This is a genomic window from Micromonospora sp. NPDC047465 (assembly GCF_040643125.1).
In the GTDB taxonomy this organism is placed as follows: Bacteria; Actinomycetota; Actinomycetes; order Mycobacteriales; family Micromonosporaceae; genus Micromonospora.
Genome location: NZ_JBEYTP010000006.1, coordinates 68055 through 95052, shown reverse-complemented (window position 1 = coordinate 95052; position 26998 = coordinate 68055). Strand labels below are relative to the sequence as shown.

23 protein-coding genes are annotated in these 26998 nt (G+C 75.6%); 16 read left to right on the top strand and 7 right to left on the bottom strand.

The window, feature by feature from the left end:
* The first annotated feature begins 4 nt into the window (after positions 1 to 4).
* Positions 5 to 820 (top strand): inositol monophosphatase family protein, encoded by an 816-nt coding sequence (locus tag ABZ793_RS08610; RefSeq protein ID WP_357454274.1) that lies wholly within the window; start codon positions 5 to 7, stop codon positions 818 to 820.
* 241 nt (positions 821 to 1061) lie between these two features.
* Here the strand turns inward: ABZ793_RS08610 and ABZ793_RS08605 are convergent, their stop codons facing one another.
* The gene (locus ABZ793_RS08605) at positions 1062 to 1577 is read right to left on the bottom strand and encodes a LytR C-terminal domain-containing protein (protein ID WP_357454271.1); all 516 of its coding nucleotides are present in this window, start codon (positions 1575 to 1577) and stop codon (positions 1062 to 1064) included.
* Positions 1578 to 2010: 433 nt separating this feature from the next.
* On the opposite strand from ABZ793_RS08605, the gene ABZ793_RS08600 reads away from it, so the two are divergent.
* Positions 2011 to 2307 carry a DUF4193 domain-containing protein gene (locus ABZ793_RS08600; protein ID WP_007075406.1) on the top strand — a complete coding sequence of 99 codons (297 nt, stop codon included), beginning with the start codon at positions 2011 to 2013 and terminating at the stop codon, positions 2305 to 2307.
* A gap of 137 nt (positions 2308 to 2444) precedes the next feature.
* On the top strand, positions 2445 to 3365 hold the full coding sequence (locus ABZ793_RS08595; RefSeq protein WP_357453970.1) for a hypothetical protein: 921 nt from the start codon (positions 2445 to 2447) through the stop codon (positions 3363 to 3365).
* A 101-nt stretch (positions 3366 to 3466) separates the two neighbouring features.
* On the opposite strand, the gene ABZ793_RS08590 is transcribed toward ABZ793_RS08595, so the two are convergent.
* Positions 3467 to 3967, bottom strand: a complete 501-nt coding sequence (locus ABZ793_RS08590) for a DUF3093 domain-containing protein (protein WP_357454268.1) — start codon at positions 3965 to 3967, stop codon at positions 3467 to 3469.
* 90 nt (positions 3968 to 4057) lie between these two features.
* Here ABZ793_RS08590 and dut point away from each other — a divergent pair, with 90 nt between their 5' ends.
* The 4 genes from dut to ABZ793_RS08570 all read left to right on the top strand — a co-directional run bounded on the left by dut (position 4058) and on the right by ABZ793_RS08570 (position 6571).
* Positions 4058 to 4609 (top strand): dUTP diphosphatase, encoded by a 552-nt coding sequence (gene dut, locus ABZ793_RS08585; protein WP_357453967.1) that lies wholly within the window; start codon positions 4058 to 4060, stop codon positions 4607 to 4609.
* 25 nt (positions 4610 to 4634) lie between these two features.
* Entirely contained in the window at positions 4635 to 5309 is a 675-nt protein-coding gene (locus ABZ793_RS08580) for a DUF3710 domain-containing protein (RefSeq protein ID WP_357453964.1), read from the top strand.
* Positions 5310 to 5436: 127 nt separating this feature from the next.
* Entirely contained in the window at positions 5437 to 5817 is a 381-nt protein-coding gene (locus ABZ793_RS08575; protein WP_350710993.1) for an OB-fold nucleic acid binding domain-containing protein, read from the top strand.
* Positions 5818 to 5848: 31 nt separating this feature from the next.
* Positions 5849 to 6571, top strand: coding sequence for a DUF3159 domain-containing protein (locus ABZ793_RS08570; RefSeq protein ID WP_357453961.1), 723 nt, complete (start codon positions 5849 to 5851; stop codon positions 6569 to 6571).
* 141 nt (positions 6572 to 6712) lie between these two features.
* Here the strand turns inward: ABZ793_RS08570 and ABZ793_RS08565 are convergent, their stop codons facing one another.
* On the bottom strand, positions 6713 to 7402 hold the full coding sequence (locus ABZ793_RS08565; RefSeq protein ID WP_350681297.1) for a TrkA family potassium uptake protein: 690 nt from the start codon (positions 7400 to 7402) through the stop codon (positions 6713 to 6715).
* 3 nt (positions 7403 to 7405) lie between these two features.
* Positions 7406 to 8071, bottom strand: coding sequence for a TrkA family potassium uptake protein (locus ABZ793_RS08560; protein ID WP_350710997.1), 666 nt, complete (start codon positions 8069 to 8071; stop codon positions 7406 to 7408).
* A gap of 163 nt (positions 8072 to 8234) precedes the next feature.
* Between ABZ793_RS08560 and ABZ793_RS08555 the strand changes: the two genes are divergently transcribed.
* The 4 genes from ABZ793_RS08555 to dxs all read left to right on the top strand — a co-directional run bounded on the left by ABZ793_RS08555 (position 8235) and on the right by dxs (position 14832).
* Complete coding sequence (locus ABZ793_RS08555; protein ID WP_350710999.1) at positions 8235 to 10310, top strand: APC family permease; 2076 nt, start codon at positions 8235 to 8237, stop codon at positions 10308 to 10310.
* On the top strand, positions 10307 to 11548 hold the full coding sequence (locus ABZ793_RS08550; RefSeq protein ID WP_357453956.1) for a TRAM domain-containing protein: 1242 nt from the start codon (positions 10307 to 10309) through the stop codon (positions 11546 to 11548). The genes ABZ793_RS08555 and ABZ793_RS08550 overlap by 4 nt, the downstream gene beginning before the upstream one ends.
* Positions 11549 to 11569: 21 nt before the next feature.
* Positions 11570 to 12736, top strand: coding sequence for an anhydro-N-acetylmuramic acid kinase (locus ABZ793_RS08545; RefSeq protein WP_357453953.1), 1167 nt, complete (start codon positions 11570 to 11572; stop codon positions 12734 to 12736).
* A 146-nt stretch (positions 12737 to 12882) separates the two neighbouring features.
* A complete protein-coding gene (dxs, locus tag ABZ793_RS08540; RefSeq protein WP_357453950.1) occupies positions 12883 to 14832 on the top strand; it encodes a 1-deoxy-D-xylulose-5-phosphate synthase in 1950 nt (649 codons plus the stop codon).
* 151 nt (positions 14833 to 14983) lie between these two features.
* On the opposite strand, the gene ABZ793_RS08535 is transcribed toward dxs, so the two are convergent.
* Positions 14984 to 16177, bottom strand: coding sequence for a hypothetical protein (locus ABZ793_RS08535; RefSeq protein WP_357453947.1), 1194 nt, complete (start codon positions 16175 to 16177; stop codon positions 14984 to 14986).
* Positions 16178 to 16365: 188 nt separating this feature from the next.
* Here ABZ793_RS08535 and ABZ793_RS08530 point away from each other — a divergent pair, with 188 nt between their 5' ends.
* Positions 16366 to 18480 (top strand): hypothetical protein, encoded by a 2115-nt coding sequence (locus tag ABZ793_RS08530; RefSeq protein WP_357453944.1) that lies wholly within the window; start codon positions 16366 to 16368, stop codon positions 18478 to 18480.
* Positions 18480 to 20270 carry a hypothetical protein gene (locus tag ABZ793_RS08525; RefSeq protein WP_357453941.1) on the top strand — a complete coding sequence of 597 codons (1791 nt, stop codon included), beginning with the start codon at positions 18480 to 18482 and terminating at the stop codon, positions 20268 to 20270. Before ABZ793_RS08530 ends, ABZ793_RS08525 begins: the two co-directional genes overlap by 1 nt.
* Before the next feature lie 4 nt (positions 20271 to 20274).
* Here ABZ793_RS08525 and ABZ793_RS08520 read toward each other — a convergent pair whose 3' ends face one another.
* Positions 20275 to 22116: a hypothetical protein gene (locus tag ABZ793_RS08520; RefSeq protein ID WP_357454265.1), complete on the bottom strand. Its 1842-nt coding sequence runs from the start codon at positions 22114 to 22116 to the stop codon at positions 20275 to 20277.
* A 113-nt stretch (positions 22117 to 22229) separates the two neighbouring features.
* Between ABZ793_RS08520 and ABZ793_RS08515 the strand changes: the two genes are divergently transcribed.
* Both ABZ793_RS08515 and ABZ793_RS08510 read left to right on the top strand, forming a co-directional pair.
* Complete coding sequence (locus tag ABZ793_RS08515) at positions 22230 to 23513, top strand: PQQ-binding-like beta-propeller repeat protein (protein ID WP_357453938.1); 1284 nt, start codon at positions 22230 to 22232, stop codon at positions 23511 to 23513.
* Positions 23514 to 23532: 19 nt separating this feature from the next.
* Positions 23533 to 24810 carry a PQQ-binding-like beta-propeller repeat protein gene (locus ABZ793_RS08510; RefSeq protein ID WP_357453935.1) on the top strand — a complete coding sequence of 426 codons (1278 nt, stop codon included), beginning with the start codon at positions 23533 to 23535 and terminating at the stop codon, positions 24808 to 24810.
* A 70-nt stretch (positions 24811 to 24880) separates the two neighbouring features.
* On the opposite strand, the gene ABZ793_RS08505 is transcribed toward ABZ793_RS08510, so the two are convergent.
* Complete coding sequence (locus tag ABZ793_RS08505) at positions 24881 to 26176, bottom strand: peptidase C39 family protein (protein WP_357453932.1); 1296 nt, start codon at positions 26174 to 26176, stop codon at positions 24881 to 24883.
* Positions 26177 to 26325: 149 nt separating this feature from the next.
* Here ABZ793_RS08505 and ABZ793_RS08500 point away from each other — a divergent pair, with 149 nt between their 5' ends.
* Positions 26326 to 26994 (top strand): response regulator transcription factor, encoded by a 669-nt coding sequence (locus ABZ793_RS08500; RefSeq protein ID WP_350711019.1) that lies wholly within the window; start codon positions 26326 to 26328, stop codon positions 26992 to 26994.
* Positions 26995 to 26998: the final 4 nt, after the last annotated feature.

The following is a 26998-nucleotide window of genomic DNA, read 5'->3' as shown; positions in this document are numbered from 1 at the left end:
AACGATGGACCGCTCGGCGCCTGCGGAGCTGCTGGAGATCGCGATCGAGGTGGCCCGCGAGGCGGCGGCGACCGCGTACCGGATGCGGGTCGAGGGCGTCTCGGTGGCCGCGACCAAGAGCACGGTCACCGACGTGGTGACCGCCGCCGACCGGGCGGTCGAGCGGCAGGTGGTCGACGCGCTGCGCCGGCTGCGCCCGGGTGACGCCGTGCTCGGCGAGGAGTACGGGGCGGGGGAGACCGGCCCGACCGGCCCCGGCGGGGTGCGCTGGATCATCGACCCGATCGACGGCACGGTCAACTACCTGTACGGGATCCCGCACTGCGCGGTCTCGCTCGCCGCCGAGGTCGACGGCGAGGTGGTGGCCGGGGTGGTGCGCAACGTCAACACCGGCGAGGAGTGGACCGCCACCGCCGGCGGTGGCGCCTGGCGCGACGGCGAGCGGCTGCGCTGCTCCACCGAGACCGACCTCGGCCAGGCGCTGGTCGCCACGGGGTTCGGCTACGACCCGGCGCGCCGGGCGCACCAGGCCCGGGTGGTCGCCGAGCTGATCCCGCACGTCCGCGACATCCGCCGGCTCGGTGCCGCCGCGCTGGACCTCTGCCTGGCGGCGGAGGGGCGGGTGGACGCCTACTACGAGAAGGGGTTGGCCGCCTGGGACCAGGCCGCCGGGGCCCTCGTGGCCACCGAGGCGGGGCTGCTGGTGGCCGGACTGGGCGGGCTGCCGGCCGGTCCGGACCTGGTGATCGCCGCCCCGTCGGCCCTGTTCAAGCCCCTGCACGACCGCCTCGCCGACCTGGACGCCTCCGGCGGCCCGTGACGGACGCCTCCGGCGGCCCGGGACCGGCGATCCGCGTCGTGGGCCGGTCGGATCCCCGCCTGCGAATCTCGCGCCTCCGGCTTGCCGGGCACGGCTCCGGCGGCAACGCTGGCCGGCATGGCCCCCACGTGCCGGGTACGGCCCTCACACGGCCGGGTGCGGCCCTCACGTGGCCGGTACGGCTCCCGCGTCGTGTGGGCGTGGTGAGCGCCCCGGCCGGGCCGGGGCGCGGCACCGTGCGTCAGTCGTCCTCGCGCGTCGGGCAGGAGCCCGCCGGGGCGACCGGCGCGCCGAGGTCGCCCAGGGACTGGTTGACCTCGGTGGTGGTGGCGAGCTGCTGGAAGCCGCTGCCCAGCACCACGTCGACGACGTCGTCGGTGCGCGTGGCGTCGTACTCGTACTCGGCGTTGTCGAGGAAGTACGCCCGCAGCAGGTGCGCCGAGCCGACGCCCTTCGGGCCGTAGCGCAGCACCGCGATGTCGTCGATCTGCTTCTTCTCGTCGCCGGTCTTCTTGACCTGGAACTTCCGGTTGCGGAAGTCGTCGGCGATGGCGCTGGCCAGGCCGATCCGGTCCGTGCCGTTCAGCACGTTGATCTTGACATCCTTGGGCTCGCGCAGGGTCACGTCGGCCATCGGCCAGCCCTCCGGGCAGCCGCCGGCGAGGCCGCCGTCGCCCTGGGTGTCGCGGACCATGGCGACCACCACGAAGACCAGGGCCAGCACCGCCAGCAGGCCGACGACAACGAGTGCTCGCACTCGCGCAAAGCTCATCAGGGCGCTCCCCGGACAGAGGTGGGTGGCGGCGGCCGCCGGCGGTCGGGCCGCCCCGCCGGCCGTCGAGTACGCCGCTGAGGTTAACGGTTGTCCGGCCGTCGCGTGGAAACAGTCCGACATGCCGGCGCGCCATCCGGGAACCGGGTACTACTACCCCTATCTTCGTGTCGCCTGAGTCACATTGGGAACAACTTCGCGTGCGGGGGCGTACATCTCAGCCACGAGGGCGGTATACATGCCTCGCCCAAAGGGGGGGTAAGGTTCCGCGCTCGCTGGGGGTTCCTCCGGAGGTCTCCGCCCGTGCTGTCTTCGGGTCGGGTGACCGACACAAGTGGTGGCCGGCCAGCGGAACCGAAACAGCGTCGTCCGGCGTTACAACCGGAAGCGACAACATCGATATGGGAGAGTGAAACCGATGGCCACCGACTACGACGCTCCGCGTCGCGACGAGGTCGACCTCGGCGAGGACAGCCTGGAAGAGCTCAAGGCCCGACGCGTCGACTCACAGTCGGGCGCCGTGGACGTCGACGAGGCCGAGGTGGCCGAGAGCTTCGAGCTGCCCGGCGCCGACCTGGCCGACGAGGAACTCACGGTCAAGGTGCTTCCGATGCAGCAGGACGAGTTCCGCTGCGCCCGCTGCTTCCTCGTGCACCACCGCAGCCAGTTGGCGGTCGAGCGCAACGGCGAGCTGATCTGCCGCGAGTGCGTCTGACACGACGCGCCTCCACCAGCGGCGGCTCCCTCGTGGGGCCGCCGCTGCCCGAGTTGCCGTGCGACGCGGCGGGGGACCTGCTTCACTCGTGACGGGTGCCGCCACGCCGGCGACAGTCCATTCGGGAGGTCGGACCCATGAGCGAGCGGAGCGAGCCCCGCGGCACGCGCGGCGCGGACCGGACCCGTGCCGAGGGCGCACGCGACGGCGACCCGGACGGGAGCCGGGGCGACGCCGTGCCCGGCGCGGACGCCCTGCCCGGCTCGGACGCCCTGCCCGGCGCGGACACCCTGCCCGGCTCGGACGACGAGCTGGGCGCGACCGTCGCGGCCCTGACCGCCGACGACGTCGCACCGGCCCGCCGGCGGCAACTGCTCGGCCGGCTCGTCGGGCAGGCGCGGGCGCGCGGGCTGGGCGACCTGTTCAAGCCGAAGACCGCCGTCCGGTGGATGGTCGACACGGTCGCCGAGATCGCCCCGCACGTGCCCGTGCGGGACCTGGCGACCCTGCGTCGCCACTTCGACGGCCTGGACGGCGAGGCGCTGGCCGAGCGGCTGGTGCGCAACGCCGCGCGGACGACGGCGGGGATCGGCGCCGCCGGCGGCGGAGTCGCCGCGGTCGAGTGGGCCGTCACCCCGACCCTGCTCTCCGCGCCGGTCCTGCTCGCCGCCGAGACGGTCGCCGTGGTGGCCGTCGAGCTCAAGCTGATCGGCGAGCTGCACGAGGTCTACGGGGTGCCGCTGGCGCCCGGCGGCACCCAGCGGGCGGTCGCGCTGGTGCAGTCCTGGGCCGGCCAGCGCGGGATCAACCCGATGATGCCCGGCGTCGGGGTGGGCGCGGTGCTCGGCACCGCCGCCCGCAAGGAGCTGCGGGACATGCTGCTCAAGCGCTTCGGCCGCAACCTGACCACGCTCGGCCCCTTCCTCACCGGGGCGGTGGTGGCGAGCTACCTCAACCGCCGGGCCACGCGGACGATGGCCGACGAGCTCCGCAGGGACCTGCGCCGCAGGAGCCCCGCCCTCCCCGGCGGCCCGTCGGCCCTGCCCGGCCCCGCCTGACGCCCTGCCAGGGCGGGGAAGGACGTGGGAGGGCCAGGACCGGGGGCCGAAGGCCAGGCCGGGAGACGGGCGCGGGACAGCCGGGCGGCGGGACGGGTGGCTCAGGAACGAGCGGCGTCGCGGGCGGCGAGGACCGCCTCGGCCAGCTCGACCGGGTGGCGGGTGCTGACCACCCAGAACGGGGTGGGGTCGGCCGGGTCGTCGAGGACCACCTGGACGGCGCCCGGGACCCACGGCCGCTGCACCACGAACGCCAGCGGGTCGGCCCCGACCCCGAGCACCTCACGCCGTCCGGCGGCGTCCAGCGGGACGACGTCGGCGACGAACCGGACGGGCAGCCGGGCGTCGTCCACCCGCAGCTCGCCGTCGCGTACCGCGATCCGGATCCGGCCCAGCCAGGCCAGGCCGGCGGCGGTCGCCGGCAGCAGCACCGCGAACGGCAGCCACGCACGCACGCCGGGGGCGCCCATCCACAGCTCCACGGCCAGCAGCGTGGCCGCGGCCAGCCCGCCCAGCCACAGCCACCAGGGCAGGCCGAGCCGCTCGGTGTGTTCCGGGGGCGCCGCGGCGGGCGACGCCGGGGACGGCGAGGATGGCGACAGGCTCACTCCTGCCAGGGTACGGCGCACGGCAGCCGGCGGACCCGGCAGGATGTCAGGGTCACCCCACGAACCGGACGGAAGAGGGGAACCGTGACCGACGTCGTACCCGTGCCCGTACGGCAGCTCGACCCGGAGCTGCCGCTGCCGGCGTACGCCCATCCCGGTGACGCCGGGGCCGACCTGGTGGCGGCCGCGGACGTCGAGCTGCCACCCGGCGGTCGGGCCCTGGTCCCGACCGGGATGGCGATCGCGTTGCCCGAGGGGTACGTGGGCCTGGTCCACCCCCGATCGGGGCTCGCGGCCAGACTCGGCGTGACGGTGCTCAACGCGCCCGGTACGGTCGACGCCGGCTATCGGGGTGAGATCCTGGTCAACCTGATCAATCATGATCGGGAGGCGCCGGCGAAGATCTCCCGTGGCGATCGGATCGCCCAGCTCGTTGTCCAGCGGGTGGCGCGGGCCGATTTCCAGCCGGTGGCCGAGCTGCCCACGTCCCGGCGCGGGACCGGCGGGCACGGCTCCACCGGCGGACACGCCGGCCTGGTGCCGTCCCCGGCGGCCCTCCGGGCGCCGGGCGGGCCGGCCGGGCGGCCGGACGAGCGGGACCGGGCAGGCGGACGGACGGAAGAGGTGGCAGGGTGAGTGCGAACAGCGGAGGGTTGGCGCAGTGATCTTCTCCCGTAAACGGGACGATGCCCGACGGAACGCCCGTGACGAGCGGACGACCGAGGTCCTCGACTCCACCGAGTCGGCCCCGGCGGCCCTGGCACGCGGCCCGTACGACGTCTCGGAGGCGCCCGCCGGGGTGCAGCGGCTCGACCTGGGCAGCCTGCAGATCCCCGCGGTGCGCGACGTCGAGGTGCGGGTGCAGGCGGACCCGGAGGGCGTGATCCAGCAGGTCGTGCTGGTGCACGGCCAGAACGCGCTCCAGCTCGGCGTCTTCGCCGCGCCGCGCTCCGAGGGCATCTGGGACGAGGTGCGCGAGGAGATCCGCCAGTCGCTGTTCAACGACGGCGCGGCGGCTCAGGAGGTCGAGGGCGAGTTCGGCACCGAGCTGCACGCCCGGGTGCGCACCCAGGACGGGATCACCGACCTGCGGTTCGTCGGCATCGACGGGCCGCGCTGGATGGTCCGCGGCGTCTACCAGGGTGAGGCGGCGACCAACCCGGCCGCCGCCGGCCCGCTCGCCGAGTGCCTCGACGGCCTGGTGGTCGACCGGGGGCAGGAGGCGAAGCCGGTGCGCGAGCCGCTGCCGCTGCGGCTGCCCCGCGACGTCGCCGACCAGGCCGGTGCCGGGGCGCCGGCCGGCGGCAACCCCGCTCCCGGGCCGCGCGAGGCCTGACCGCCCGTCACCGGCGCCGCCAGGACCGGGCCCCGTCGGCGTACGCTGGCGGCACGGTCCCGGCGTCGCCGGGTGCCGGGCCCGTGCCGGCAGCGCCGGCCAGCGTGGAGAGGGTGACGCGGAGGTCATGTCGACCGACGAGGACCGGGGCTCGCTGCGCCGCATGCTGCGACGGCTCACCGCGAGCGAGGCGGAGATCGAGGCGCAGGAGCTGCGCCGGGAGTGCGCCGAGCACGGCGGTGTGCCGGTCGGGGAGTGCCTGCGTGGCCAGGTGGTGTCGGTCGCCGGCCGGCTCCGCACGGTGGTCTACACCCCGCGGACCAACCTGCCCACGCTGGAGGCGGACCTCTACGACGGCAGCGACGTGGTGACCCTGGTGTGGCTGGGCCGGCGGCACATCGCCGGCATCGAGCCGGGCCGGCACCTGACCGCCCGTGGGCGGGTGGCGGTGCGTGACGACCGCAAGGTGATCTACAACCCGTACTACGAGCTGGAACCGCCGAAGTGACCCGGTGGCGGCGGCGGACGGAAGGCGTGCGATGACGACGGGACAGCACCGGGCGGCGCAGCCGGAGAGCGGTCCGGAGGACGAGGAGCAGCTGCCGACCCTCGCCGAGCAGATGGCCGACCAACTCGGCGGCTGGCGGGGCCTGGTCGAGTCCAGCATCCCGGTGGTCGTCTTCGTGGTGGCCAACGTCATCGGTGAGCTGCGGCCCGCCGTGATCGCCTCGGTGGCGGTGGCGCTGGTGATCGCCGGGCTCCGGCTGGCCCAGCGGCGGCCCGTCCGGCACGCGGTCAACGGCTTGTTCGGCGTCGCCATCGGCGCCGCGATCGCCTGGCGCACCGGCGACGAACGCGACTTCTACCTCCCCGGCATCCTCTACGGCATCGGCTACGGGCTGGCCCTGCTGGTCTCGGCGGCCGTCCGGCAGCCCCTGGTGGGGTGGATCTGGTCGGTGCTGGTGGCCAAGGGGCGCTCCGAGTGGCGCGACGACCCGCGCCTGGTGCGGACGTTCACCGGGCTGACCGTGCTCTGGGGCGTCGTCTGGCTGGCCAAGGTCGGCGTGCAGGCGGCGCTCTACCTCGCCGCCCGCCACTTCGACGACGCCGGCAACGAGGCCGCCGCGGCCAACATGGAGACGGCGCTCGGCGTCGCCCGGCTGGCGCTCGGCTACCCGCCGTACGCGTTGCTGCTGCTCATCACGGTCTGGACGGTCCGCCGGGTGACCCGGGAGCCCCGGCCCGCCCCGCTGCCCGGCTGACGGGCGCGCCCACTCGGTCCGCACCCGCACCCCCGCCAGGCGGCGCGGCGGCGCGGCGGCCGAGTGCGGTGGCCGACGGCCCGGTGCGGCACGGTGGCCCGGGTGGAGGAGCCCCGCGAGCGGGTGCTCGCCGCCGCGCCGTCAGCGCTGCTCGCGGGTCCGCTCCACGCTGTCCGGCCCGAGCACCACCGCGCGGACCGCGTCCTCGACCTCGGCGGTGCAGACGAAGATCAGCTCGTCGCCGGCCTCCAGCGGGTCGTCCGGGCTGGGCACCAGCACGCGCTTGCCGCGCAGGATCGCCACCAGCGCGGAGTCGCGCGGCAGCGGCACCGCGTGCAGCGGCTGCCCGACGTACGGCGCGGTCGGCGGCAGGGTGATCTCGACGAGGTTCGCCTCGCCCTGCCGGAAGGTCATCAGCCGGACCAGGTCGCCGACGGTGACCGCCTCCTCGACCAGGGCGGCCATCACCCGCGGCTTGCTCACCGCGACGTCGACGCCCCACTGCTCGGTGAAGAGCCACTCGTTCTCGGCCCGGTTCACCCGGGCCACCACCCGGGGCACCGCGAACTCGGTCTTGGCCAGCAGCGAGACCACCAGGTTGACCTTGTCGTCCCCGGTGGCCGCGACCACCACGTCGCAGCCCGCGACGTTGGCCTCCTCCAGGCTGGTCAGCTCGCACGCGTCGGCCAGCACCCACTCGGCGGCGGGCACCCGGTCGGGCCGGAGCATCTTGGGCTGGCGCTCGATCAACATCACCTGGTGGCCGTTGTCGATCAGCTCCTGGGCGATCGAGCGGCCCACGTTGCCGGCGCCGGCGATGGCGATGCGCATGGCTCAGAGCCCTCCTTCCGGCGGCGCCGCCGCCACCGACGTGACCGTCCCGGCGATGTCGTCGGTGACGAGCATGAAGAGCTGGTCACCCTCCTGGACGACGGTGGACACGGTCGGCAGCGTGCCGATGCCGAAGCGGATCAGGTACGCCACCCGGGCCCCCGTCGCCTCCTCCAGGGCGAGCACCGACCGGCCGATCCAGTCCTTGTGCACGGGCACCTCGACGATCGACACCGTGCTCGTCGGGTCGCGGAAGATCTCCACGTTCCCCTCGGGCACCAGGTGCCGCAGCATCCGGTCGGCGGTCCACCGGACCGTGGCCACGGTGGGGATGCCGAGCCGCTCGTAGACCTGCGCCCGGCGCTGGTCGTAGATCCGGGCCGCGACCCGGGAGACGCCGAACGTCTCGCGGGCCAGCCGGGCCGAGATGATGTTGGAGTTGTCGCCGCTGGAGACCGCCGCGAAGGCGTCCGCGCGCTCGATGCCGGCCTGCCGGAGCACCTCGCCGTCGAAACCGGCGCCGGTGACGGTGATCCCGGCGAACTCGGGGCCGAGCCGGCGGAAGGCGTCGGAGTCCTGGTCGATGACCGCGACCGAGTGGCCCCGGGACTCCAGGCTGTGGGCGAGGGTCGAGCCGACCCGGCCACAACCCATGATCACGACATGCACCGCGTCCCTCCTCAAGGTGCGCAACCGCCCGACCGGTGAGCGTGTCGTCTGCGAGCCTGCCACGTTCCCGGCGGGGGCGGGGACCGACGGTACTCCGCCGGTTCACCGCCCCGTGCTCGGCCACCCCGCGCCGCCCGCCCGGGTCGTCGTACTCTTGGCGGTTGTGGCCAGACCCACCTCGCTGCTGAAGCGGTTGCTCCTCGGTCGACCGTTCCGGTCCGACCGGCTCAAGCACACGCTGCTGCCCAAGCGCATCGCGCTGCCCGTCTTCGCGTCCGACGCGCTCTCCAGCGTCGCGTACGCGCCGGACGAGATCCTGCTGACCCTCTCCATCGCCGGCGCCTCGGCGTACCTCTTCTCGCCGTGGATCGCCCTGGCCGTCGTGGTGGTGATGCTCACCGTCGTCGCCAGCTACCGGCAGAACGTGCACGCCTACCCCTCCGGCGGCGGCGACTACGAGGTGGCCACGGTGAACCTCGGCCCCCGGGCGGGCGTCGCGGTGGCCAGCGCGCTGCTGGTCGACTACGTGCTCACGGTCGCCGTCTCGGTCTCCTCCGGGGTGGCCAACCTGGGCTCGGTGGTGCCGTTCGTGGCCACCCACAAGGTGCTGATCGCGGTCACCGCGGTGGTGCTGCTCACCGCGGTCAACCTGCGCGGCCTACGGGAGTCCGGCACGGCCTTCGCGATCCCCACCTACGGCTTCATCATCGTGATGGTCGGGATGCTGCTCACCGGGCTGGTCCGGGTCTTCGTGCTCGGTGACGACCTGCGGGCGCCCAGCGCCGGCCTGGAGATCCAGGCCGAGCACAGCGTCACCGGCTTCGCCCTGGTCTTCCTGCTGCTGCGCACCTTCTCCTCGGGCTGCGCGGCGCTGACCGGCGTGGAGGCGATCTCCAACGGGGTGCCGGCGTTCAAGGCGCCCAAGAGCCGCAACGCGGCCACCACGCTGCTGCTGCTCGGCACCATCTCGGTGGCGATGCTGGTCGGCATCATCTGGCTGTCCAAGCTCACCGGCCTGCAGTTCGTCGAGGACCCGGAGCTGCAGATCGTCTCCGGCCCCGAGGGGTACGTGCAGAAGACCGTCACCGCCCAGCTCGGGGAGACGGTCTTCGGCTCCGGCTCGGTGCTGCTCTTCGTGGTCGCCGGGGTCACCGCGCTGATCCTCTTCCTGGCCGCGAACACCGCGTTCAACGGCTTCCCGGTGCTCGGCTCGATCCTCGCCCAGGACCGCTACCTGCCCCGGCAGCTGCACACCCGCGGCGACCGGCTGGCCTTCTCCAACGGCATCCTCTTCCTGGCCGTCGCCGCGATCGTGCTGATCGTCGGCTTCCAGGCCGAGGTGACCCGGCTCATCCAGCTCTACATCGTCGGCGTGTTCGTCTCCTTCACCCTCTCCCAGGCCGGCATGATCCGGCACTGGAACCGGCACCTGCGGACCGTGCGGGACCCGCAGGCGCGCCGGCGGATGCTCCGGTCCCGGGCGATCAACGCCTTCGGCATGGCGATGACCGGCACCGTGCTGGTCATCGTGCTGGTCACGAAGTTCCTGCTCGGCGCGTGGATCGCCATCGCCGCCATGGCGATGATCTACGTGCTGATGCTGGCCATCCGCCGGCACTACGACCGGGTCGCCACGGAGCTGACCCCGCCGGACGAGGGCCGCGCCGTGCTGCCCGCCCGCAACCACGCCGTCGTGCTGGTCAGCAAGCTGCACAAGCCGACGCTGCGGGCGATCGCGTACGCCCGGGCCACCCGGCCGGACACGCTGACCGCGGTGACCGTCAACGTCGACGACAAGGACACCCGGGAACTGCAGGCGGAGTGGGAGCGGCGGGACCTGCCCGTCCCGCTGACCGTGGTCGACTCGCCGTACCGGGAGATCACCCGCCCGATCCTGGACTTCGTGGCCGGCGTCCGCCGCGAGTCGCCCCGCGACGTGGTCACGGTCTTCATCCCGGAGTACGTGGTCGGGCGCTGGTGGGAGAACCTGCTGCACAACCAGAGCGCGCTGCGCCTCAAGGGCCGGCTGCTGTTCGAGCCGGGCGTGATGGTGACCAGTGTGCCGTGGCAGCTCGCCTCGACGGCGAGCAAGGACCTGGACCGGCTGGACGCCACGCTGAGCCGGGGACCGGCCCGCGGGCCCCGGGTGGCGCCGCGTGGCACCCTGCCGCCGAGCGTCCCGCCGGTCGTGTCCGCGCCGCCCGGCGAGGGCGGCCCGAGCGGTGGGGGTGAGCGGTGACCGGGGCGCGGGAGGGCCGGGGGCTGGAGGAGGCCGAGCGGGTCGAGTTGACCGTCGGGGCGGTCGCCCCGGGCGGGCACTGCGTGGCGCGGGTGGACGGCCAGGTGGTCTTCGTCCGGCACGCGCTGCCCGGCGAGCGGGTGGTCGCCGAGGTCACCGAGGTGCACAAGGGGTTCGTCCGGGCCGACGCGGTGACCGTGCTCGAGGCCGCCCCGGACCGGGTCGAGCCGCCCTGCCCGTACGCGAAGCCGGGTCGGTGCGGCGGCTGCGACCTGCAGCACGTCGCCCCGGCCGCCCAGCTCGGCTGGAAGGCCGCGGTGGTGCGCGAGCAGCTCACCCGCCTGGGCGGGCTGACCGACGCGGAGGTGGACGCCCTGGGCGTCCGGGTCGAGGCGCTGCCCGGCGGGCCGCTCGGCTGGCGCTCCCGCGTCCGCTACGCCGTTGACGGGGCCGGCCGGGCCGGGCTGCTCAAGCACCGCTCGCACGAGGTGGTGCCGATCGACCGCTGCCTGATCGCGCACCCGGCGATCCAGGAGCTGCCCGTGCTGGCCCCGAGCGGAGCGCGCTGGCCGGCGGCGGACGGGGTCGAGACGGTGGCCTCCACCGGCGGGGACGTGGCGGTGACCGCCGTCGCCGAGGGGGCGCCGCGCCCGGTGCGCGGCCCGGAGCGGGTCCGGGAGGTCGCCGCCGGCCGGGAGTGGGTCCTGCCCGCGTCGTCGTTCTGGCAGGTCCATCCGGCCGCCGCCGACACCCTGGTCGACGCCGTGCTGGAGCTGGCCGACCCCCGGCCGGGGGAGACCGCCTGGGACCTCTACGGCGGGGCGGGCCTCTTCGCCGCCGCGCTGGCCGGCCGGGTCGGCGACGCCGGCCGGGTCACCCTCGTGGAGTCGGCCGAGCAGGGCGTCGCCGCAGCCCGGGAGAACCTGCGCGACCTGCCCCGGGTCGAGATCGTGCCGGCCCGGGTGGAGGCCGCGCTCGCGCGCCGCCGGATCACCGGCCCGGTCGACGTGGTGGTGCTGGACCCGCCGCGTTCCGGCGCGGGCGCCCGGGTGGTGCGGGACGTCGTCGCCGCGGGTCCGCGCGCGGTCGCGTACGTGGCCTGCGATCCGGCCGCCTTCGCCCGCGACGTGCGCACCTTCGCCGGGTCGGGCTGGCGGCTCGCCGCGCTGCGCGGCTTCGACCTGTTCCCGATGACCCAGCACGTCGAGCTGGTGGGTCTGCTCCTGCCGCCCGGCTGAGCCGCCCGCTAGCCTGACCCGATGAAGATCGTCGGGTTGATGTCGGGTACCTCGTACGACGGGGTGGACGTGGCCGCCGCCGAGTTCACCGTCGAGGGCGACACGCTGTGGCTGCGCCCCCTCGGGCACCGGGGCCTCGACTACGACGACGCGCTGCGCGCCGAGATCGGGGCGCTGCTGCCGCCGCAGGCCACCACGATCGAGGCGGTCTGCCGGCTGGACAACCGCCTCGGCGAGGTCTTCGCCGAGGCGGCGGCAATCGGCGTCGAGCTGGCCGGCGGCGCGGTCGACGCCGTGGTCTCGCCCGGGCAGACGGTCTTCCACTGGGTCGACGGCGGGCGGGCCCGGGGCACCCTGCAACTGGGCACGGTGGCGCGGGTGGCCGCCCGGGTCGGCGTACCCGTGCTGAGTGACCTGCGCTCGGCGGACGTCGCGGCCGGCGGGCAGGGCGCGCCGCTGGTCCCGGCGTTCGACGCGCTGTTGCTCGACCCTGCCGACGGCGCGGCCCCGCGCGCCGCGCTCAACCTGGGCGGCATCGCCAACCTCACCGTGGTCGTGCCGGGCGCGCCGGTGCTCGGGTACGACGTCGGGCCCGCCAACGCGCTGCTCGACGCGGCGGCCCGGCGCCTCCTGGGCCGGCCCTGCGACCTCGACGGCGCCCGGGCGGCGGCCGGCCGGGTGCACCCCGGCCTGCTCGACGCGCTGCTCGCCGAGCCGTACTACGCGGCGCCGCCGCCCAAGTCGACCGGCAAGGAGCTGTTCCACGCCGGCTACCTGGACGCGCGGCTGGCCGCCCTCGGCGAGCCGGTGCCCGCCGACGACGTGCTGGCCACCCTGACCGAGCTGACCGCCCGGGTGGTGGCCGCCGAGTGCGACCGGCACGGCGTCGCGGAGGTGGTGGCGGCCGGCGGCGGGGTGCGCAACCCCACCCTGATGGCCCGGCTGGCCGCGCTCGGGGCCGGGCGGTGGCGGCTGCGCACCACCGACGAACTGGGCGTCCCGGCGCAGGCCAAGGAGGCGTACGCCTTCGCGCTGCTGGGCTGGCTCTCCTGGCACGGGCTGCCCGGGGCGCTGCCCTCGGTGACCGGCGCCACCCGGGCAGCCGTGCTCGGCTCCTGGACCCCGTCCGGGCCGGCGGGCCGGCACACGCCGGCCGCCGCGCCCCGCCGGCTGCGGATCCGCCCCTGACGACGGCGGGCGGACCGGGGGCTCCGCCCGGCCGGGTGGAGCGGGCCGGGCGGATCCGCGGCTGACCGGGCGCTCAGCACCCCGACCGGGCGGCGATGATCCCGGCCAGGCTGCGGACTGTGCGGCGGCCGATAGACTCTTCCGTCATGAGTGTTGAAGAGGGCACGGTCCACCACGCCGGGCTGCTGGCCACCGTCCGGGGTCCGCAGGACGTCAAGCGGATGTCCGCCGAGGAGCTGGACATCCTCGCCGCCGAGATCCGTGACTTCCTGATCGCCAAGGTCTCCCGCACCGGCGGGCACGTCGGCCCCAACCTGGGCGTGGTCGAGCTGACGCTGGCCATGCACCGCGTCTTCGACTCGCCGCGCGACCGGCTCCTGTTCGACACCGGCCACCAGGCGTACGTGCACAAGATCCTCACCGGGCGGCAGGTCGGCTTCGACAAGCTGCGCCAGCGCGGCGGCCTCTCCGGCTACCCGAGCCAGGCCGAGAGCGAGCACGACCTGGTCGAGAACTCGCACGCCTCCACCGCCCTGTCCTACGCCGACGGGCTGGCCAAGGCGTACGCCCTGCGGGGCGAGCAGCGCAGCGTCGTCGCGGTGGTCGGCGACGGCGCGCTCACCGGCGGCATGTGCTGGGAGGCGCTGAACAACATCGCGACCGCCGGCAACCCGCTCGTGATCGTGGTCAACGACAACGGCCGGTCGTACGCGCCGACCATCGGCGGGCTCGCCGACCATCTCTCCTCGCTGCGGCTCAACCCCGGCTACGAGAAGGTCCTCGACACCGTGAAGGACGCGCTCGGCTCGACGCCGCTGGTCGGCAAGCCGATGTACGAGGTGCTGCACGCGGTCAAGAAGGGCATCAAGGACGCGGTCGCCCCGCAGGCGATGTTCGAGGACCTCGGCATCAAGTACGTCGGCCCGGTCGACGGCCACGACGTGGTGGCGGTCGAGTCGGCGCTGCGCGCGGCGAAGCACTTCGGCGGCCCGGTGATCGTGCACGCCGTCACCCGCAAGGGCTACGGCTACCGCCCGGCCGAGGAGGACGAGGCGGACTGCCTGCACGGCCCGGGAGCTTTCGACGCCGAGACCGGCAAGTCGCTCGCCGGGCCCTCGGTGAAGTGGACCCACGTCTTCGCCGACGAGCTGGTCGCGATCGCCGACGAGCGGCCCGACGTGGTGGGCATCACCGCCGCGATGGCCGAGCCGACCGGCATCGCCAAGCTGGCCCGCAAGCACCCGAACCGGGTGTACGACGTGGGCATCGCCGAGCAGCACGCGGCCACCTCGGCCGCCGGCCTGGCGCTCGGCGGGCTGCACCCGGTGGTGGCGGTCTACGCGACCTTCCTCAACCGCGCCTTCGACCAGGTCCTGCTGGACGTGGCGATGCACAAGCTGCCGGTGACCTTCGTGCTGGACCGGGCCGGGATCACCGGCCCCGACGGGCCGAGCCACTACGGCATGTGGGACATGTCCGTCTTCGGGGTCGTGCCGGGCCTGCGGATCGCCGCGCCCCGCGACGCCGCCACCCTGCGCGAGGAGCTGCGCGAGGCGGTGGCCGTCGACGACGGCCCCACCATCGTCCGGTTCCCGACCGGCACCGTCGCCGCCGACCTGCCGGCCGTGCGCCGGGTCGGCACCGTCGACGTGCTGGCCGAGTCGGCGCGTACGGACGTGCTGCTGGTCGCGGTCGGCTCCTTCGGGCACCTCGGCATGGAGGTGGCCGCCCGCGTCGCCGAGCAGGGCTACGGCGTCACCGTGGTCGACCCGCGCTGGGTCCGGCCGGTCCCGGCGGAGCTGGTCGAGCTGGCCGCCGGGCACCGCCTCGTGGTCACCGTCGAGGACGGCGTGCGGGTCGGCGGCGTCGGCGACGCCCTCGCCCAGGCGATGCGGGACGCCGACATCCGGGTGCCGCTGCGCGACCTCGGCGTGCCGGCGGACTGGCACCCGCACGGCACCCGCGCGCAGATCCTCGCCGACCTCGGCCTGACCGCCCAGGACGTGGCCCGCGACGTCACCGGCTGGATCTCCCGGCTGGACGTCGAGCCGGTCGAGCCGGTCATCACCGCCGACGACGCGACCGCGCAGAACTGACGTACCGAACGACGGCGGCGGGCGGCCCTCCCGGGCCACCCGCCGCCGTCGCGTCACCCCACCCCACCCCACGCACCAGCACACCCCGCCCGCCAGCCTCCCGAGCGCCGTCAATGGCCCGTTATGCCCGGACAGGGTGGGGCAGGGTGGGTCAGCGCCCGCCGAGGGAGCGGTAGTGGGTCTTCTCGGCGCTGGCCAGGCTGAACGTCTCCGAGCGGGCCGGCATCGGCACGACGACCAGGCCGGGCCGGTCCACGAGGCGCGGGGTCTCCGGCGGCGTCGACAGCGAACTGTCCCGGGTGGACCGCCAGCTCAGCACCGCCAGCGGCTGCCCCGGCACCGGCAGCGCGTACGCCTGCAGCGGGCTGGACCGGTCGGCGGGGGAGAGCACCGGCGGGCCCCCGTCGGACGGGCGGTAGACCACGGCGGTCATCGTCCCGTCCGCGGTCTCCCAGCTGAGCTGCTCCAGCTCCGCCGGCTCGCCGCCGCCGAGGGCGACCTCGCCCAGGGTGCGGACCGCCAGCTTGGACATCGGCCAGGACGACGGCGTGGAGCGCGGGGCGTCCCGGTCGCCGATGCGGCGGGGGACGCTGCCGAACGGCCCCTCCTCGCCGGCGAGCACGCAGGTGTCGAGGCCCTTGAGGGCCCGCTTGCCGGAGCCGCTCTCGTCCCGCACGAGCGGATAGCGCGGGTCGGTGGTGCCGGTGCCCAGGTCGAGCAGCCGGTCGGCGGAGCGGCCCCGGGGCAGCGACTCGGTCGCCTTCAGCGTGGCGGTCACCCCGACGGCCCGGCAGGCCGGCACGTCCACCGGCTCGGTGAGGCCGTCGACGTTGCGCAGCGCGCGGCCGTCCGGCCCGAGTAGCCGCTCGACCCGGCTCGACGTCAGGTAGCGCCGGCCGGCGACGGTGTGCACGGGCAGCACGTCGGAGTAGACGAGGTAGCCCGGGTCGGTGTACTCGGCGGCGCGGGTGACCGCGTACCGGCCGCCGTCGGCGGTGACCTGGAGCAGCCAGGACGCGCTCTCGCCGGGCACGTCGGCGGCCACCAGCACCAGCGGCGCGCCGTCCACCTCGCCGGACCAGAGGATCCCGGAGGTGGGCAGGTGCACCCGGTCCTCGGCCGGCGACCGCCAGTCGCGGACCGCCCCGGTCACCGCCGCGGTCACGGTGGCGTCGCCCGCGAGCGCGCCGCGCGGCGGCCACACCGCCAGGTCGCCGTCGAGGCTGTCGTACCCGACCCGCAGGTCGCCCGGCTGCCGGTCGGCGACCGGACCGCAGGCTGTCGCGGTGAGCAGCAGCGTCAGCAGTGCGGTGGCCGTGATGCCGCGCCGGCGGACTGGAGCCACCTGTACGCCCCCTCGATCGCCTCAGCCGTGGTCTACGGAAAGCGCCATAGTACGAGATGTCCGATCACCCGGACGCGGCGCCTCGTCCGCCGACCGGCCGCAGGTCGCACGGCCGGCCCGACACACGCCACAGCGGACGCTGACGTGGTTTCAGGGCGAATGTCCCGCTCGGGTAGACTCCGCCGACTGTGACGCCTGCCGAGACCCGCGCCGAATCCTCGCCGGAATCCGACGCCGCCGCGGCCTCCGCGTCCGACGCCGCCGCGGCCTCCGCGTCCGACCCCGCCGCCCGGCCCGACGGCGGCGACGCCGGTGACCGTACGTCGAACGGCGGCGCACCCGTCCCCGCCACCCGCGCCCCGGCCGAGGCCACCGGGCCGTCGGGCGCCGCTGCCGAGGTCGCCGCCGCCGCCGGAACGCCGTCGAAGACCGTCGCCGGCACCTCGCCGGCGGCGGACGGCGGGGCCGGGGCGCCGGCGGCGGACGGCGGGGCCGGGGCGCCGGCGGCGGACGGCGGGGCCGGGGCGCCGGCGGCGGACGGCGGGGCGGCCCCCGCCCGGCCGCGGCGCTGGGCCCGACGCCGGCAGGACCTCGTGGTCTTCGGCCTGTTCCTGCTCGCCGCGGTCTGGGTGACCAGCCAGATCTGGGTGGACCCGGCCGGCCGGGTGGCCTCGCTCTACAGCAGCGACCCGGCCCAGGTGCAGTTCTTCCTCGCCCACTCGGTACGCGTGGTGCTGCACGGCGAGTTCCCGTTCTTCACCGAGCAGTTCAACTATCCCGACGGGGTCAACCTGATGGCCAACACGGCCATCCTCGCGCTGGGCATCCCGATGGTGCCGGTGACCCTGCTCTTCGGCCCGGCCGTGACGTTCGTGGTGCTGGTCACCCTCGCCCTCGCCGGCACCGCCTCGGCCTGGTACTTCGTGCTCTCCCGGCACGTCGTGCGCAGCCCGCTGGCGGCGGCGGTCGGCGGCTGGTTCTGCGGGTTCTCGCCGGCGATGCTGTCGCACGCCAACTGGCACCCCAACATCATCTCCCAGTTCCTGCTGCCGTTCATCGTCTGGCGGGTGCTGGTCATCACCCGGTCCCGGCGGCCGTGGCGCGACGGTCTGGTGCTCGCCCTGCTGGTCACCGTCCAGGCGTTCATCAACGAGGAGATCCTGCTCTTCACGGCGTTGGCCTGCGGGGTGTTCCTGCTCGCCGTGCTCGCCCAGCGTCCGGCGCTCTGGTCGGCGGCCTGGCGACCGCTGGCGAAGGCCCTGGCGACCTGCGCCGTCGTCGCCGGGACGCTGCTGGCGTACCCGCTCTACATCCAGTTCGCCGGGCCGATGGCGTACCACGGGCTCAGTGACGCGGTCCGCGACTACGGCAACGACATCGCCGCGTTCTTCGCCCCCGGCTCGCCGACGCTCGGCGGCAACGAGCGCGCGAACGTCAACCTCGCCCCGAACTACTCCGAGGAGAACGCCTTCTTCGGCTGGAGCCTCTCCCTGATCGCCGTCGGCATCGTGGCCTGGCTGCGGCGGGAGCTGCTGGTCCGGGCGCTCGCCGTGACCGGGGTCTTCTTCGCCGTGCTCTCGCTCGGTGAGCGGGTGTCCTGGTGGGACCGCGAGCTGGTCACCGGGCCGTGGGAGTGGCTGGTCCGGCTGCCGCTGCTCGACGCGGTGGTGCCGACCCGGTTCGGCCTCATCACCGGCGTGGTGGTCGGCATCCTGCTGGCGCTGGCCGTCGAGCGCTCCCGGGCGCTGCCGGTCGAGCCGCGGACGCTGCGTACGCTCACCGTCGCCGGGCTCGTCCTCGCGCTGCTGCCGATCGCGCCGATGCCGCTGAAGGTCACCTCGCGCCCGCCGGTGCCGGACTTCATCACCGCCGACCGGTGGCGCGGCTACGTCGGGCCGGACCAGACCCTGGTGCCGATCCCGGTGCCGAACATGGGCCACACCCACGGGATGCGCTGGGCCGCGTCCACCAACCTCGACTTCAAGATCCCCGGCGGCTACTTCCTGGCCCCGCGCAACGGCAACACCGGCGACCCCGGCCGCTTCGGTGGCCGGCCCAGCGGGGTGGGGCAGTTGCTGGAGGAGGTCGCGTCGACCGGCCGTACCCCCGAACTGGACGACCGGCAGCGCCGCCGGTCGCTCGACGAGCTGCGGCACTGGCGGGCGGCCATCCTGGTGCTCCCGGTCGACCAGCACCACGCCGAGCCGCTGCGGCGCACCGTCGAGCAGCTGGTCGGCCCCGGCCGTCGGGAGCTGGACGTCTGGGTGTGGGACGTCCGGGCGCTGACCGACCAACCGGCCTGATGGCCGCCCCGGCGGCGGCCGGCACCGTCGACGCGGCACCGGCCCGGCGCCCGCGCCGGCTGCCGGCCCGCGCCGCCGACGCGCTGGTCGTCGCCGGCTACCTCGCCCTGGCGGTGCTGCTGACCGTCGGCCAGTGGGGGCGGCCGGGGCGGCTGTTCCACCAGGCGGGGGACCAGATCCTCTTCGAGTGGATGCTGGCCCGCGCGGCCCGGGCCGTGACGGGCCTGGAGAACCCGCTGTACAGCTCGGCGCTGAACGCGCCGGACGGCGTGAACCTGATGGCCAACACGTCGGTGCTCGGCCTGGGCGTGCCGCTGACTCCGGTCACCCTGCTGTTCGGCTCGCAGGCGGCGTTCCTGGTGGCGGTGGTCGGCTGCCTCGCCGGCACCGCGACCGCCTGGCACGTCCTGCTGCGCCGCCGGTTGGTCGACTCCCGGGTGGCCGCGGCCGTCGGCGGCCTGTTCTGCGGCTTCGCCCCGGGCATGGTCGCGCAGGCCGGGGCGCACCTGCACATGGCCGCGCAGTTCCTGGTGCCGGCGATCCTGGCGCTGGTGTTCCACCCCGACCCGCGCCGGGCGGTGCGGCACGGGGCGCTGCTGGGGCTGCTGGTGGCGTACCAGGTCTTCCTCGGCGAGGAGGTGCTGGTCTTCCTGGTGCTGGCGGCCGGGACGTTCGCGCTCGCGTACGCGGCGGCCGACCGGTCGGCGGCCCGCCGGCTGGCGCCCGCGCTGCTCGTGCGGCTGGGGGTCGGCGTGGCGGTCTCGCTGCCGCTGCTGGCGTACCCGCTGTGGTTCCAGTTCTTCGGCCCGGGCCACTACCGGGGGATGCCCTTCCACGCGTACGGCTACCAGCTCGACGCCGCGTCGTTCACCGCCTCCGCCCGGCAGACCGTGTTCGGCGACGACCACCTGCCGGGCCTGCTCGCGCCGAACCCGACCGAGGAGAACTCCTTCTTCGGGCCGGGTCTGCTGGTGCTCGCCGTGGTGATCGTGATCTGGCTGTGGCGCCGGCCGTCGGTCCGCGCGCTGGCCGTCTGCGGGGTGCTGTTCGCGCTGCTCTCCCTCGGCGCGCAGGTGCGCCTGGACGGCACGGCCACCGGCATCCCCGGCCCGTACCGGCTGGTCGCGGAGCTGCCGCTGCTCGACCTCGCGGTGCCGGCGCGCTTCCCGCTGGTCTGCATCCCGGTGCTGGGCATCCTGCTCGCCCTCTCCCTGGACCGCCTCCGCGCCGCCGCAGGGGCCGAACCGCGGGCGGGCGGGGTGCCGGTGCGGCTGCTCTGGGGCGGGGCGGTGGCCGCGGCGCTGCTGCCGCTGTTCCCCACCCCGATCCGGACCGTGCCGGCCTGGCCGGTGCCGGCCTTCGTGGCCGAGGGCGGCTGGCGCGCGTACGTGCCGCCGGGCCGGACCCTGGTGCCGGTGCCGCCGGTGACCGGCGCCGGGATCAGCCCGGCGATGCTCTGGTCGGCCCGCACCGGGCTGGCCTTCCCGACGCCGGGCGGCTACTTCATCGGCCCCCGGGCCGCCGACGACCCGGCCGCCCGCTGGGGCGCGCCGGATCGTCCCACGGCCGTGCTGCTGCGCCGGGCGGCGGAGACCGGCGAGGTGCCGGCGGTCACCGACGCCGACCGCCGGCGCGCGGTGGAGGACCTGCGCCACTGGCGCGCCGCCGTGGTGGTCCAGGGTGGACTGCACCACGGCGACCCGGTCCGGCGTACGGTCGAGGCGCTCCTCGGCCCCGGCCGCGAGGTCGCGGGCGCCTACGTCTGGGACGTGCGCCCGCTGGTGGGGTGACGGGTTAGCCGACCAGCGGGCGCACGTCCCACAGCCAGACGTCGTCGACGCGCTGCGGCGGGCCGATCAGCGCAGTCATCAGCTCCCGGAGGACCGTCTCGCGCGGGTGTGCGCCGAGGACGACCACGGACGCCTTCCAGAAGCGCAGGTCCTCGACCGCCTGGCGGCGGTTCTCGTCGGTGAGCGGGGGCACCTCGCCGGAGTCCATGGTGGTGTAGACCAGGGTGCTGGTCGGCCGGTTCGGCGCGCCGAAGACGCCCTCGCCCAGCTCGTTCGGCCCGATGAAGTAGCCGCCGGGGATGGGGAACGCGTGCTGCGTCAGGGCGCTCCAGCGCAGCGTGGGCAGGCCGTGCACGTTGCTCGGGATCGGCACCGGCACCAGCGTCCGGCCCGCCGGCACGTACGGGCGCCAACCGCCGGCGGTGATGAAGTGCGGCGGGGGCTCGACGGGCTGCGCCGGCAGCGGGCGGGGGACGAGCGGCAGCACGGCGAGCGCGACGGCCGCGTACCCGACCGGCCGGAGCCACCGGCGGCGCGGCCCGACGCCACCGGTGGTGTCGTCGCCGACGCGGGGGGCCGGCACCGGCGGGCGGCCGTCGCGGGCCACCGCGTCCCAGGCCAGCGCGAGCAGCACGCCGACCGCCGCCCCCACCACCAGGGCCAGCCGGGTCGGCATCATCATCTCGACCAGCGGCAGGTCGTCGGGGATGTACGACCACGGGCCGTCCGTCTCGGTCTCCACCCCGTTCAGGCGCACCTTCGGGCCGATCGAGGCCACGGTGAAGACCACCACCAGCACCGCCACGATCCGGGCCGCGAGCGAGCGGCGGACCAGCAGCACCAGCGCCACCAGCGACAGCAGCACCAGCGGCCAGCCGAACCAGGTGTTCTGCTCGGTCAGCCCGATGGTCTTCTCCACCGCCTCGTCCCCGGCGACGGTGTCCCGGGCGAAGGTGACGAAGGCCGCCAGGTCCTCGCCCCAGTTGTGGAACACCCCGCCCTGCAGGCCCCGGTAGGACTGCGGGCCGTTGAACTGGAACCAGATCGGGTAGGCCGTCAGCACCAGGGCCAACCCGCCGCCCACGCCGAGCGCGGCGGCGAAGGTGCCGGCCACCGCCCGCGTCCGCGCCGGCCGCATCACGGCGTACGCGACCACGGCGACCAGGCAGGCCAGCGCGGTCAGCAGCAGCATCTCCTCGTTGATGAAGATCTGGTACGCCACCAGCAGCCCGAGCACGACGCCGTTGCGCCGCCACCGGCCGGGCTCGCCGAGCCGGAACACCCGCAGCACGATCAGCGGCAGCAGGAAGTTCGAGACGAAGTTGGGCTGGCCGTTGGCGTGGTGCACGATGCCGGGCGCGAAGCCGAGGAACGCGCCGCCGACGAAGGCCGCCGCGCGGGAGCGCACCAGGTGCCGCGACAGCACCCAGTACGACGTGCCGGCCGTCGCGGCCAGCGCGGCGCCCAGGTAGAGCGCGTACATGACCTGGGGGCCGAGGAGCATGGTCAGCGGCGCCAGCGGGAGCGTCACCCCGAGCAGCGAGGTGTTCGCCATCATGTTCACCCCGTCCGGGGCGTTCTGGCGGGCGGTGAACAGCGGGTTCTCCAGGTGCCGCACCGAGTACGCGCCGTGCGAGAAGAGCCACTCGAACCAACTGTGGTCGGTGGGCAGGTGCGACGACACCCGGTTCTGCACGTCCACCCAGTAGTTCAGGCACACGAGAACGCCGAGCAGGACATAGGCTCCGATGGCCAGTACGTCGGCGCGGGCCGGCCACCGCCGGGGCCGCCGCGACGGCTCGGCCGCGACGGGCGCGGAGACGGAGTTCAGCGAGGGGTCTATCACCGGCACAGCCACGACGCGCCATCGTACAGGCGCGGATGCGTCGCTTTTGCCGGGCCGGTGCCTCCCCGGCCGGTTTGCCGGCCCGCGCGGGGGTGTGACGGGGAGGACGGCGCGTGACGGTCATCGACCTCGGTGAGCGGCGGGACGTCCCGCCGCCGGTCGACCCCGGGCCGGGCCGGGCGGTCCGCCGCTGGGTTCCCGCCCTGTTCGCCCTGCTCTGCCTGGCCGTGCTGACCGCCGCCGCGCCACGGGCCGCGCCGCCGCCCGGCGCCGTCATCCCGGCCCGCCCGGACGCCGACGTCGTCGTCGCGGGCGACCTGCTGTTGGTGGTGGACCGCACCGGGCCCGGCGTGGCGCCCGGCCCCGGCCCGGCGCCCCGGGTGGCCGCTCATCAGCTGCCCTTGGGCCGTCCACTGTGGCAGCTGCCGCTGACCGGGTTGGTGAGTCCCTTCCCCGTCGTGCGCGTCGGCGACGTGGTGGTGCTCGGCATGCCGGAGGAGCCGGCGGGGCCGCAGGTCGTCGGGCTCGCCGCCGCCGACGGCGCGGTGCGCTGGCGCGTCGACGGGCAGTTGGACGGCGCCACGCCGGCTGGAAACCTGCTCGTGTGGGGGTCCGCCGGCGCCGGGCCGGGGGCGCCGGTGCTGCGGTCGGTCGACGCCGCCAGCGGTGCGGTCCGCTGGACGCGGCGGCTGCCCCCGGGGGCCCTGCGCTGGTCGACCCGGGACGGCCGGGTGACGCTGCTGACGGTGCTCGACGGTGGGCGGCTGGAGCTGCGCGACCCGGACTCGGGCGACGTCCTGCACGCGGCGGCCCTGCCCGCCGCGGCCGGGCCGCCCGAGGTGCTCGGGGTCACCGACGACCTGGTCCTGGTGTCCGAGGGGCCCGGTGTGCTCTCCGCCTACGACACCGCCGCGCTGCGTCGACGGTGGAGCGTGCCGCGCGGCCCGTCCGCCCGGCCGTACGCCTTCGGCTGCGGCGTGGTGATCTGCGTCGGGGACGGCGGGCGCTTGCGGCTGCTCGACCCCGCCACCGGCAGCGCCCGCTGGCGCGCCGACGACTGGCCGCTGCTGACTCCCGTGGGCGATCGGCTGCTGGCGGCTGGCTATCCGCGCGGCGGTGCGGCGGAACACGTGCTGCTCGACGCGGCGACCGGTCGCCCGGTGCGGGAGCTGGGTCGCTGGCAGTTGGGTGACCTGGCGCCGTGGGAGGACCGCGCGATCCTGCACCGTCGGCAGCGGGACGGGCGGGTCCTGGTCGCCCGGCTCGACGAGCGGGGGGACGGCATCCGGGTGCTGGCGGCCCTGCACGGTGTGGTCGGGGCGTGCGGCGCGTACGGGCCGCTCGTCCTCTGCCGCCGGGAGGGCGGCGCGTACGGGGTCTGGGAGCTGCCCGGATGACCGGCGGGGAGGGGCGGGCATGACCCTGATCGACCTCGGCGAGCTGCGCGACGAGCCGGACGGCGAGGCGCCGCTGCCCCGCCCGCCCCGCGCCGTCGGGCGGCCGCTGCGGATCGCGCTGGTGCTCGCGGTGCTCGTGGCCACCCTGGCGGGCGCCGCGCCGGCTCCGGAGCGGGTCTCGGTCGTCGTGCCGGCCCGCGTCGGGTCCGAGGCGTTCCTCGACGGCGACCGGTTCTACGTGGTCGAACCGGCCGAGGGGGAGCCCGGGGGGACCGTCGAGGTGCGCGCCTACGCCCTGCCCGCCCGGACCCCCGCCGACGGGCGGGCGCCGGCTCCCCTGTGGCGCGCCCGCCTCCTCGCGCCGGGCCGGTTCTGGCAGGTGCAGACCGGGCCCGGGGTGGTGCTGTTCTCGGTCACCGGGGACCAGAGCCTCGGCCAGACGATCGCCCTCGACCCCGCCAGCGGCCGGGAGCGCTGGCGGCAGGCCGGCTACCACTGGGCGGACGTCGCCGGGACGCTGCTGATGCAGGACGCCGCCGCCCTGCGGTCCGTGGACCCGGCCTCCGGGCGGGCGCTCTGGTCGGTGCCGACGCCGCCCGAGGGGGTGCGCTTCGGCGTCCGCGACGGGCTGGTCGAGCGGTTCGTGCTGGTCACGGCCGACGGGCGGGCGGAGGTGCGCGACCCCCGCTCGGGCGACCTGCTGCACGCGGCGGACCTGCGCCTCGACGGGCAGCCCTCGTTCGGTCAGCCGACGGTCATCGACGACCTGTTGCTGGTCGCTCGGGCCGGCGTGGTGACCGCGTACGGGCTGGACGGGCTGCGACCGCGGTGGGCAGCGCGCGTGCCGCTGGTCGAGCACGTCATCGACTGCGGCGAGTTGCTCTGCGCCGCCGGGCAGACCGGGGGGTTCCGTGCGCTCGACCCGGCCACCGGCGCGCTCCGCTGGACCGCGGAGGGGTGGCTGGGGGTGCTGTCCGGGCGGGACGGGCGGCTCCTGGCGCTCGCGCCGGGGTCGACCGGGGAGCGGTTCAGCGTGCTCGACGCGGCGACCGGTCGGCAGGTCGCCGACCTGGGCACGTGGCAGCTGATGCCGTGGCAGGACGGCGACCGGCTCCTCGCCGTGCGGCCGGCCGCATCCGGCGGCGGACTGGTGGTCGGCGAGCTGGACGTGGTGGCCGGCCGGTCCCGGGTGGTCGACCTGCTCAGGGACGCCTCCGGGGACTGCCGGGGCGGCACGGAGGCCGTGCTGTGCCGGCTGCGCACCGGCGAGTACGGCGTCTGGCGGTTCGAGGGCTGAGCCCGGGCGCGCCGGATGGTCGTCCGGCCCGCGCCGCCGGGTCACCCGTCGGGCTGCTCCGGGTGCCGGGTCACCAGTTGGGCTGCTCCGGCGCCGGGGGCAGCGGCACGCCGGGCGGCCGGAGCACGTACGCCACCCCGCCGCTGCCGGCCTGCCAGGCGGCCTCGAACCGGTCCCGGTCGACGGTCCGGCGCACCCCGTCGTCGTCCGGGGCGTACGGGTCGTTGAGCACCGGCGCGCCGGTGTCCGTGAAGCCCACCAGCACCAACAGGTGCCCGGCGGTGTCGTAGTCCAGGCCGGGCACCTGGCCGGCGGTGAACGCGGCGGAGACGATCAGCGGGATGCCGGCCGCCACGAACGCCTCCGCCTCGGCCAGCGATCGCAGCCGGGTGACGAAGGCGTCCACCCCGTGCAGCCCGGCGTACGCGGTGTTGAACGGCCAGTTGCCGGCCCCGGCGTAGGCGTGGTCGTAGCAGTGCCGGGCGGCGTGCACCACCACCGGGCGGGGGCCGGCCGGGGTCACCCAGGCGTACCGGTCCGGGGCGGGGGCGGCGTCCCAGAAGGCGAGCACCATCGACGTGCAGGTGGGGCTGCACCAGGAGTCCCCGCCGCCGCCCCACTGCGGGTGCGCGCCGGCGTGCAGCCGCTGCGAGTAGCGCGGCACGTCCAGCACGGTGCCCCAGGCGGCCGGCGTCGTCCGGGCGGCACCGGGTGCGGCGGCCGGGGCCGGGGCGACTCCGGCGGGTCGGGCGCCCGCGCCGGGCGGGGCCGCCGCGGACGGTGGGCCCTCGGCCGCCGGCCGGGTCGCCGCGGCCTCCGCGCGCGGTGCGGAGGCGACGGCCCCGACCGTGCGCAGCACCGGCGTGCCGCCGGTCTCGCCGTCCGCCGGCCGGAGCAGGGTCACCCGGGCCTGCCAGCCGGTGACCGTCGCGCCCGTGACCAGCAGGGTGTCCGTGTCCACCCGGGCGTCGGCGTCGCGCTGCCCGGGGACGGAGGTGCGGCGGAACGTCCCGTCGTCGGCGGCCCAGTCGGCGAGGACGTACCAGCCGGTGGCCGGGGCGTCGTCGTGCCAGCCCCGCAGCTCCACCCGCAGCCAGCAGCCGCCCGGGGTCTGCCCGGTCCACGAGGGCACCACGTCGCGGACGGCGAAGCCGGCCGGCACCGGCGGCGAGGTCCAGCTGCCCGCGACGTACCGGCGGGTGCGGCCGTCGGCGTCGGTGTGGTCGAGCCGGTCGACCGGGTCGGCCAGTTCGAGCCCCCCGGGGACGGCGCGCAGCCCGGCCAGGACGCCCCGGTCCGCGTCGTCCGGCAGACGGAAGCCCCGGTAGGCGACGTCCCGCCCGGGCGTCGGCGCCGCGTCGGTCATGCGTCTCCCCGTCCGTCGCGAAGGTTGATGCCGGAAGCATCGCGTACGACGAAGGTTTTCTGCAACGGTGGCCGGTCCGGACGGCGGGTGCGGCCCGGGTTGGCGGCCCGCACTAGGTTGTCGGGTGGTCAGGGCGCGAGGAGGCCGGGATGCGGGTACTGGTGGTCGAGGACGAGCGCAACCTCGCCGACGCGATCGTGCGGGGGCTGCGCAAGCGGGGCATGGCGGTGGACGTCGCCTACGACGGTGACAGCGGCCACGAGATGGCGTTCGTCACCCGTTACGACGTGGTGGTGCTGGACCGGGACCTGCCCGGCGTGCACGGCGACCAGATCTGCGCGGACCTGGCGGCCTCCGGCGCGCTCACCCGCGTGTTGATGCTGACCGCCAGCGGCACCGTCGCCGACCGCGTCGAGGGGTTGCAGCTCGGCGCCGACGACTACCTGCCCAAGCCGTTCGCCTTCGACGAGCTGGTCGCCCGGGTGCAGGCGCTCGGCCGGCGGGCCACCCCGGCCGCGCCGCCGGTGCTGGAACTCGCCGATCTGGTGCTCGACCCGGCCCGCCGGGTCGCCACCCGGGGCGGGCAGCCGGTCGACCTGACCAACAAGGAGTTCGGCGTGCTCTGCGAGCTGCTCAAGGCGCGCGGCGCGGTGGTCTCCAGCGAGGAACTGTTGGAGCGGGTCTGGGACGCCAACACCGACCCGTTCACCACCATCGTCCGGGTCACCGTGATGACGCTGCGAAAGAAGCTGGGCGACCCCCCGCTGATCGAGACGGTGGTCGGGGCCGGCTACCGCACGGCGGAGGTGGCACGGTGAGCGC